This window comes from Paraburkholderia sp. SSBN10T (genome assembly GCF_056619545.1).
The window spans coordinates 17,629-27,455 of the sequence record NZ_JBWQQI010000042.1 but is presented as its reverse complement, the minus strand read 5'-3'; the positions used below and the strand labels follow the sequence as shown (position 1 = coordinate 27,455).

Sequence of the window (9,827 nt, the reverse complement as noted above, 5' to 3'; positions counted from 1 at the left end):
CGGGTGGAGGGGGCTCGCAGCAGAGCGTACTGCAGCTGGGAGCGGGGATCACGGAATCGTCGGTGACGGTGAAGGCGACTTCGAACGGCATGGATCTGGTGCTGACTGACGGAGTCTCGGGTGACCAGGTCACGCTGGACGATGAACTGGATAGCAGCTACTACGGCGTGCAGCAGGTGCAGTTCGCCGACGGCACGGTGTGGACGGAGCAGCAGCTGGTCCAGATGGAGACGACGGGGACCAGCGGCAACGACACGCTGTATGGCACCCCGGGTGCAAACCTGTTCGACGGCAAGGGTGGCAACGACTATGAGGCAGGTGACGGCGGTAACGACACGTTCGTGTTCAACGCGGGCTACGGTCATCTGGAGATCAACGAGACGGGTGGAGGGGGCTCGCAGCAGAGCGTACTGCAGCTGGGAGCGGGGATCACGGAATCGTCGGTGACGGTGAAGGCGACTTCGAACGGCATGGATCTGGTGCTGACTGACGGAGTCTCGGGTGACCAGGTCAAGCTGGACGATGAACTGGATAGCAGCTACTACGGCGTGCAGCAGGTGCAGTTCGCCGACGGCACGGTGTGGACGGAGCAGCAACTGGTCCAGATGGAGACGACGGGGACCAGCGGCAACGACACCCTGTACGGGACGTCAGGGGCGAACCTGTTCGACGGCAAGGGTGGCAACGACATCGAGTACGGCAACGGCGGCGCTGACACCTATGTTATGCAGCCGGGTTACGGCGAGCAAACTATCGTCAACGGAACGTACGGTGCCGCAGCAGGCGATCTGTCGATCGAAGGCTCCAATCCGGACGATATCTGGCTTCAGCGGGTCGGCAACAACCTGCAGGTCGACATCATGGGTTCGACGACCGAAGCGACGATCCAGAACTGGTTCTCCAACACGTATAGCCAGCTTGGCGAACTGACCGTCAGCGGTGGAACATCAGGCAACATGACACTAGATACTCAGATCGGCCAGCTAATCCAGGCGATGGCGACCTTCTCGGCTAACAACCCCGGGTTCGATCCCACCGCCGCAACCAACCCGACGATTACCGACCCGACCGTGCTAGCTGCGGTCAATTCAGCGTGGCATCAGTAAGCTCGTTTCTCGGCACCGCGACTCCGTCATCTCTAGTGTGACGGAGTCGCGAGGCATGCTGAAGGGGCGGAAACAGTATCCGGTGTTACGCAAGCAGCCAGATAAACCAACAACAAGGCATTATCTGTGACAGCCAGACCAGAAGAGATTGCCGCAGACCCGGGGCTCGCGGCACTTGTCCTCATAGCACGCCTGCATGGCGTCGCCGCGGACGCGAGTCAGCTTCGCCACACGGCGGCGCTCAGGACGGAACGCTTTGGGGAACGGGACCTTATTCTCTCGGCACGCTCGCTGGGTCTGAAAGCACGTGCCGTCAGCGTGACTGAGGCTCGGCTTGCAAAAACGCCTGTTCCTGCGTTGCTGCTCGACAGCGCTGGTCGACACTGCGTGCTGGCCGGATGCGACGCCACGCGCGCCATGGTGCTTGAGTGTGGCGCGGCAACACCGACGGTCAGTTCGCCATCGGAAGTGATGAATCGCTCGGGCGGTCGTCTCCTGCTGTTCGCTTCGCGCGCGTCGCTTGCGGGTGAACTGGCGCGCTTTGATTTTTCGTGGTTTATCCCCGCCGTCGTTAAATACCGGCGCCTGCTGCTGGAGGTACTGCTGGTTTCACTCGTGCTGCAGGTGTTCGGGCTGGTCTCACCGCTGATGTTCCAGGTCGTGATGGACAAGGTGCTCGTTAATCGTGCCTACACTACGCTCAACGTCGTTTGCATCGCGCTGCTGGTCAGCTCGATCTTTGAGATCCTGCTCACGGGATTAAGAAACTACATCTTTTCTCATACGACGAACCGCATTGACGTTGAACTCGGTGCACGCCTGTTTCGTCATCTGGTCAGCCTGCCGCTCGCCTACTTCGAGGCGAGGCGCGTAGGCGATACCGTGGCGCGTGTACGCGAGCTGGAGAACATCCGAAGTTTCCTGACGGGTCAGGCGCTGACCGCCGTTATCGACATGATCTTTTCAGTGATCTTTCTCGGCGTGATGTGCATCTACAGCGTATGGCTGACGATAGTCGTTGCGATTTCGCTACCGGTCTACGCCACGATCTCCTTGACGCTCAACCCTCTCCTGCGTGAGCGTTTGAACAACAAGTTCTCGCGTGGTGCCGATAACCAGTCGTTTCTTGTCGAGGCCGTTTCTGGTGTCCAGACTGTCAAGGCGATGGCGATCGAGCCACAGTTCATTCGCCGCTGGGACAACCAGCTCGCGGCATATGTCACCGCGAGCTTTAGCGTCAATTCGATAGGCAATATCGGCCAGCAACTCATTCAACTGGTGGGCAAGCTGGTGACGCTCGCGACGCTGTTCTTCGGGGCAAAGCTGGTCATAGATGGGCGATTGACCGTCGGCGAACTGGTCGCTTTCAACATGATGTCACAGCGGGTTGCAGCGCCCGTGCTCCGGCTTGCACAGTTGTGGCAGGATTTCCAGCAGATCGGTATCTCGATGCTGCGGCTGGGCGATATCCTGAATTCACGCACGGAGCTGCCGCAAAGCAGGCAGGCGCTCCCCGCGATAAAGGGCGAGGTCTCCTTCGAGGACGTCCGCTTCCGGTACCGGCCCGACGGGCAGCCGGTCATCAACGGCATTGACCTGACCATCCGGGCGGGAGAGATCGTGGGCATAGTTGGCCGCTCGGGATCGGGAAAAAGCACGCTGACAAGGTTGCTGCAGCGCTTGTACGTTCCTGAGCACGGGCGTGTGCGGATCGATGGAATCGACCTCGCGCTGGCCGATCCGGCCTGGTTGCGTCGGCAGATCGGTGTGGTGCTTCAGGAGAATCTGCTCTTCAACAGGTCGATTCGCGACAACATCGCTGTGACGGATCCTGGTGCGTCGCTGGAACTGGTGATCCATGCTGCAAAGCTCGCCGGCGCGCACGATTTTATTTCAGAACTTCCTGAAGGTTACGACACGGTTGTCGGTGAGCACGGCTCAACGCTTTCTGGCGGGCAGCGACAGCGCATCGCCATTGCGCGGGCGCTTCTGACGAATCCACGCATCCTGATCTTCGACGAAGCCACCAGCGCGCTCGATTTCGAAACCGAGCGTGTCATCCAGAACAATATGCGAGCCATGTGTCAGGGCCGCACAGTCATCATCATCGCGCACAGGCTGACCGCGGTGCGCCACGCGCACCACATAATCGCGATGGACAAAGGCCGGATCGTCGAGCGAGGTAATCACGATCATCTTATGCAACAGAACGGCTACTACGCTCACCTCGTTTCCCTTCAGAACTCCTGATCGTGATGAACTCTCCGATGCTCCGGGCGCTAGGCGATCTTTGTCGACGTTACGGTGCGATTTTCGGCTCGGCATGGGCGATACGGGACCAGCTCGATACGCAACCGCGTCCCGCGCAGGAGCTGCAGTTTCTGCCGGCCAACCTGGAACTGATCGAAACGCCGACCCACCCGATCCCGCGATGGACGATACGGGTCATCGTCGCCCTTGCTTGTGTGGTTTTGCTGATTGCGGTGTTCGGCAGGCTGGATATCGTCGCAACAGCCAAGGGGAAACTGATTCCTGGCGCGCGCGTAAAAGTCATCCAGCCGGCCATTACCGGTGTGGTGCGGCAGATTCAGGTTCACGACGGTCAACGGGTGGCGGCCGGGCAGGCATTGCTGATCCTCGATGCGACACAGGCGGCGGCCGACTCGGACAAGGCCCGCTCGGCCAAGATCGATGCCGCACTGGCATCAGCCAGAGCGCGCGCGCTGCTCACTGCGCAGCAAGCCGGCTCCGCGCCCTTGATCCCGACCATTGAAGGAGCATCGTCCGACAAGCAGGCAGACGCGCAGCGCTTCGCCGAAGGCCTGTACCGCGAGTATGCAGACAAGCTGGCAGGTGCAAAGGCCGAGCTTCTTAAACGGCAGGCGGAGCTTGGAAGCACGTTGCAGGAGGTGGCAAAGCTACGCGCCACGGCACCGCTTGCGCGCAAGGAAGCGAACGATTACAAGGCGCTTGCTGTCGGCAGCTATGTGGCACAGCACGACTACCTCGAGAAGGAAAGGACCGCGCTTGAGCAGGAACATGAGCTTGCAGCCCAGGAGAGTCACGCACAGGAACTTAAAGACGGAATTGTCGAGCAGCAATCGGTGATTGAATCAACCACGTCGCAGTTCCGCCGAGAGCAGCTCGATGCGCTCGACAAGGCGACCCAGCAATTCGACCAGAACCGCGACGAGGAAACCAAGGCTGACACGCGGCAGCGCCTTCTGACGCTCTATTCGCCGGTGGCGGGGACAGTACAGCAACTGTCGGTCCATACGCTCGGTGGGGTTGTCACCACGGCTCAATCCTTGATGGAGATCGTCCCGGACGATGCGGTCGAGGTTGAGGCCAATATCGAAAACAAGGATATCGGCTTTGTCAACGCCGGTCAGGATGCGATCGTCAAGATCGAGGCGTTTCCCTATACCCGGTATGGTTACCTGACAGGCAAGGTCGTGTCAGTGTCGAACGACGCGGTGCAGGACAAGGACAAGAAGCTCGGTTTGACCTTCGTGGCCCGGGTCCGTTTGCCAACCAGCCAGATGCACATCAACAACAAGTGGATCAACCTTACGCCGGGTATGGAGGTCACAGCCGAAATCAAGACGGGTCGTCGAAGCGTTGCGGGCTACTTCCTGGATCCACTGATGCAGGACGGACAGGAGAGCCTGCGTGAGCGTTGAAATGCTGGTTCGTAGTTGTTTGTGGTTTTTACCCGCAACATGTCATCTGCGGCAACCGTCGCGTGGAGAGGCGCATTCAGGCATCCTGATCGTGTCCCTTACGTTAGGTGCATTGTTGAACCTGGCTGGGCTTCCTTCTGCCTGGGCCGTCGACGTGTTTGGCACCAACAGTGCGGTACCGGCGACGCCGGCTGCGGCAATTCTGGCTGCCAATACCGGATCGCCGTGCCAGTTTGGGCCGCCTAGTGCACCGCTTCGACTCGAAGAGGCCGTCGATCGTGCGTTGTGCGAGAACCCCAAAACGCGTGAGGCCTGGGCCAACGTCAAGGTGCAGGCAGCGGGCGTAGGTGTTGCGAAGGCCGCGTATCTTCCGACTGTATCTGGCACATGGCAGGATGTCCGCGATGACGAGGTGACCAATGTCACCGGGCACCCTGCTTTGAGTTCGGCCAACCGTAGCACTGTTCAGAACGGTTCGGTTTCGCTTAACTGGGTTTTGTATGACTTCGGCGGAAGAAAGGCGGCATTGAACAATGCGCAGGAACTGCTCGCGGCCGCCCGGGCCAATCAGGACGCGACCCTCGAGGATATCTTCTCGACTGTCGCGACGGATTACTACGCCGCTCAGGCTGCTGCAGGGAAGCTCGCCGCGGCTGAGGAAACCGAGCGGACTGCGCATGACAGCTTTGTCGCGGCCTCGATGCGCGTGAATAAAGGCGTGGCTGCGATCACGGATCAGTTGCAGGCACAGACTTCCTACGCACAGGGAACCTACAATCGGGCAAAGGCCGAAGGGGATCTTCAGACCGCGCTCGGTACGCTCGCGTCTGACATGAGCCTGAACCCGAGTGAACATATAGTTCTGCCGACGGTCGCTGACGGCGTTGAGCCGGATCGAGACTTCACCGAGTCGGTCGAGGAGTTGATCGAGGAAGCCGAGAGCACGCACCCTGGCGTAGCCGCCGCCCGGGCACAACTCGACGCAGCCATCGCGAAGGAGCAGGAGACCCGCGCGGAAGGACTGCCGAGCATCAGTTTGGTGACCAAATACAGTCATAACAACCAGCCAGCCAGTTTGGGGCTGGGGGAGCCGCAATTTCCCGCAACCGGACACGACTGGTACGTCGGGGTTCAGGTGCAGATTCCGCTCTTCGAAGGATTCGGCAGAACCTATCAGGTTCGCCAGGCACATGCCCAGGTTGAAGTGCAGCAGTACACGCTTGATGAAGCCCGGCAACAGGTCGGTCTCGATGTCTGGAAAAGCTATCAGGCCCTGCAAACCGACACCCATAATCTGCAAAACACCGCTTCATTGCTGCAGATCGCCCAGCAATCGTTCGACGCCGCGAAACATCGATATAACGCTGGCGTTGGCAACATCCTTGAACTGCTCAACGCGCAATCATCGTTGGCGGATGCCAACCGGCAACGTATTCAGGCATTAACGGATTGGCGGGCGGCAAGGCTCCAGCTTGCAGCGAAAATCGGTCGACTCGATATTCCCGGCCTACGTCGGGTGGATGGCGAATGAGTAAATGCATCCTGTAAGACACCGCCAATCCGCAAAGGGATCATCTTGAAGATTCTATTCATCCACCAGAACCTGCCAGGTCAGTTCAGGCACCTGATGAGGCATTATGCGCGAGTTCCCGGTGTGGAAGTGTTTGGGCTGGGAGACGCCTCACGGCTCCGGGAAAATCTCATCCGGCCAATTGAAGGTGTAACGCTGTACGGCTACGCCTTCAATTCAAAGCGCGAGGAATTATCGTATCGGGCGTTACGTTCCACCGACCAGGCGGTTCGGCGTGGAACCGCCGTCGCGAGGAGCCTGAAGACCCTGCGTGACCGGGGGCTGCGACCGGACGTGGTCTACGGTCATCCTGGCTGGGGGGAGATGCTGTATGTCCGTGACCTGTTTCCGGATGCCCGGATTGCCAGTTATTGTGAGTTTTACTTCAACCGGTTTGATCAGGACTACGGATTCGATACGGAGTTCGCACCGGTACAGGAAGAGGACTTTCAGGTACGGACCGAGAACATGACGCATGCAGTTAGCCTGCTTGCGAGCGATCTGGGGATTAGCCCTACACTGTGGCAACAGTCACGCTATCCCGGTGAACTCCGTTCGAAGATTGCAACGATTCATGATGGCGTCGATACCTGTGTCATCAAGCCGGACCCGACTGCCACCGTGATGGTGTCGGCCAGAAATCTGGCATTGAGTTCCGACGACGAAGTCATCACATTTGCGAGCCGCAACCTCGAGCCCTATCGCGGGTTCCACGTGTTCATGAGGGCGTTGCCTGAGTTGCTGCGGCGCAGACCAGCCGCCCATGTGTTGATCGTCGGCGGCGATGAGGTTTCATATGGCCGCCCGTTAAAAGGCCGGACGTATCGCGAACACCTGCTTGCGGAATTGGGGGAGCGTCTCGACCTTTCGCGAGTTCACTTTCTGGGTCATCTGTCGTACAAGGACTATCTGCGCGTGCTGCAGATATCTACCGCTCATGTCTATCTCACCTATCCGTTCGTGCTGTCCTGGTCGATGCTCGAAGCAATGGCGTCTGGATGCGTCGTGATTGGCTCCCGCACCGCGCCGGTCGAGGAAATCATCGAGAACGGGAGGAATGGCTTGCTGGTCGACTTTTTCGATCGGCAGCAGCTTGTGGAGACGGTGGCTCAGGTTTGCGCTGAGCGGGAGGCGTATGGCGCGATGCGGGTGGCCGCTCGTACGACTGTGTTGGACCGATACGATCTCCATACTGTTTGCTTGCCGCAGCAGATCGCACTACTGCAGAACCAGGCTGGTGCAGCGGTCGCGCTTTACAACGATGCTGCGTCGCACAGGAGCTGATTCCAGCCGCGGTATGAAGGACTCGCGGTCTTCGTGGCGATCAACGAGAACCTGGGAGCGTCGATTTTCAGCGTCGCCGACAACATGCGGGTCTACGGCGCGGACAAAGTCTGGAGGCCGATGAGCCGGGAAGGTATCACGTGTGGCACGTTGCACAGTCGAGCGGCTGATGAAGCAACTGGGTTTGCGCGGCACGCATCGTGGCAAGCGAATACGCACAACCCATCGTCGACGTATCTGCTCCGCGTCCGCTGTACCGGGTCAACCGTCAGTTCAAGGCTGACCGGCACGAACTCGGCTGGTGCGTCAGCTCGTCGATCACCACGGACTTCGTTCTGGAGGCACCTGAACACGAGGAAGATTTCTAGAGTGAAACCCTCGGTGACGGGACGGTGCTGCCACGCGGCCTAGCCGTCATGCACTGTGAATTCGCGTTGCAGGCACCTAACGCCGCAGCAACATCGCACCCAGCACAGAAAACACCGTCGAGGGCAGTTCCGCCAGCCGGCTCACGACCACATTGTGCGGATAGAACGCCTCGACCGCATCCGTGAGCACGCCGATCCCAACCAGTTCGATACCGCGCTTCTGAATGGCCGCCACCCGCTCGCGCAGATCGCTGCGCAACACCAGGGGATCGCCGTCGCCGGTAGCGGGATAGCCGTCGGAAAACACCATCAGGATGCGCCGCTCGGCAGCGTGATCCGCGAGTCGCGTGGCCGCCCAGGCGAGCGCTTCGCCGTCCGGATTTTCGTGTCCGCAGTCGATGCCGGTCAGTCCGCTCAGATCCGCCGCGCCGAAACGCTTATAGACCTGCAGATCGAGCCGCTCGACAAGCCGGTTGTAGCGGTGCAGATCGGCGCCGGCGGCCCGTTGCCGTTCGTACAGTTGCTTCATCTGCGGCGATTCGATCGAACTGTAGCCGAGCACTTCGCAATCGAAACCCAACTGGGTCAGCGCATCGCCGAGCGCCGCCGCGCACAACTGCGCCAGCTCGATCTTGCGCCCGGCCATCGAGCCGCTGCGGTCGATCAGCAAGGTCACGGCGACGTCGCGTCCCTTGGTGGCGCGCTTCAGCTTGAACGGCGTGCGATAGCCGGGCGAGGTGGCAAGTTTGGCGAGCGACGGCCGGTCGATCTCGCCGCGCTCCTGCTCGCGCCGCCAGCGCGTGCGCTCATCGGCGCTCAGCGCGCGTTCGAGCTTCTCCTTGAGCTGTGCCGTCTCCGCACGGGCGCGCGTGCGCAACGCGCGCCATGCGGCCATATCGCCACGGCCGGTTCGGTCGTTGACGACGTCGAATTCGGTGGCGAGCGGAATCGACATCACCATGCGTGCGGAGCCGCGCAGCGTTTGCGTGGTGCTGTCCGCTTGGGCGGCGGAGGGTTGCGCGTCGGCGAGGGCGTGGCCCATGCCGGCGCCGTTCAGCGCTTCGGCGCTGCCGCCCGGGTCCAACGGCGAGGGTGCCGCGCTTTCTTCGCTCGCGCGAGTGCCGTCGCTTTCGAACGGCTCGAACGATGTGCGCAGCGGATCGGTATCGATGTCTTCCGCGGTGCCGGTGGTGAACATCATGTTGTTGACATCACCGGCCGAGAGCGCGCGAACCCGCGCCAGGATCGCTTGTGCCGCGGCGATGCTGTCCGCGGTGGAGCGGCTGCGGCTCGCTTGCTCGAGCAGATCCTGGGCGGCCACCAGAGCCGCGGAAAGCGACTGGCTCGCCTCCGCGCCGCCGGCAGGCTCGTCCCACAGCGCACGCTCCACGCGCCAGATAAAGCGCTCGCGCCAGCGCAGACGATTCCAGTTCTGCTGGGTGCGCGCCGCAGCATGCGCGCGCAGCTTGCCGATAAACCAGCGCGCGCCGGGATATTCGTCGAGCAACTGGACACACACGCGGCGGTCTTCGATCACCTGCGCCAGATTCGCCGCGATGCCTCGCGGCAGGGCTTCGAGTTGCGGCAGCGCGGAATGTTTGGCGCGCGCCACCAGCAGGTCCAGATAGCCGACCAGCACGTCGGTCGAGAGACTGTCGCCCACCTCGTAGTCGGGAATCACGATACGCCCATGCTCGACGCGCGGCCCATCCGGGCTGAACACGACGCTCACGCCATATTGTCCCGTGAGCACACGCGCGATCTTGCTGAGCGCGGATTCGAACTCGAAGCCTTTGGCCTCGCGTGCCGCGTGCAT

Annotated in this window: 6 protein-coding genes and 1 pseudogene; 6 read left to right on the top strand and 1 reads right to left on the bottom strand. The window is 60.9% G+C overall.

Going from position 1 to position 9,827, the window contains the following annotated elements:
- The 6 genes and pseudogenes from AC1ECK_RS36180 to AC1ECK_RS36155 all read left to right on the top strand — a co-directional run.
- On the top strand, positions 1 to 1,106 hold a 1,106-nt coding region (locus AC1ECK_RS36180; RefSeq protein WP_480328022.1), incomplete at its 5' end, for a calcium-binding protein.
- 126 nt (positions 1,107 to 1,232) lie between these two features.
- Complete coding sequence (locus tag AC1ECK_RS36175; RefSeq protein ID WP_480328020.1) at positions 1,233 to 3,356, top strand: type I secretion system permease/ATPase; 2,124 nt, start codon at positions 1,233 to 1,235, stop codon at positions 3,354 to 3,356.
- 5 nt (positions 3,357 to 3,361) lie between these two features.
- Positions 3,362 to 4,789, top strand: a complete 1,428-nt coding sequence (locus AC1ECK_RS36170) for an HlyD family type I secretion periplasmic adaptor subunit (RefSeq protein ID WP_480328018.1) — start codon at positions 3,362 to 3,364, stop codon at positions 4,787 to 4,789.
- Entirely contained in the window at positions 4,779 to 6,320 is a 1,542-nt protein-coding gene (locus AC1ECK_RS36165; protein ID WP_480328016.1) for a TolC family protein, read from the top strand. The genes AC1ECK_RS36170 and AC1ECK_RS36165 overlap by 11 nt, the downstream gene beginning before the upstream one ends.
- A 45-nt stretch (positions 6,321 to 6,365) precedes the next feature.
- Complete coding sequence (locus AC1ECK_RS36160; protein ID WP_480328014.1) at positions 6,366 to 7,643, top strand: glycosyltransferase; 1,278 nt, start codon at positions 6,366 to 6,368, stop codon at positions 7,641 to 7,643.
- A gap of 81 nt (positions 7,644 to 7,724) precedes the next feature.
- A pseudogene (locus AC1ECK_RS36155) lies at positions 7,725 to 7,930 on the top strand (IS3 family transposase); the annotation flags it as partial.
- Between the two features lie 157 nt (positions 7,931 to 8,087).
- Here the strand turns inward: AC1ECK_RS36155 and AC1ECK_RS36150 are convergent.
- Positions 8,088 to 9,827 carry a cobaltochelatase CobT-related protein gene (locus AC1ECK_RS36150; protein ID WP_480328012.1) on the bottom strand — a complete coding sequence of 580 codons (1,740 nt, stop codon included), beginning with the start codon at positions 9,825 to 9,827 and terminating at the stop codon, positions 8,088 to 8,090.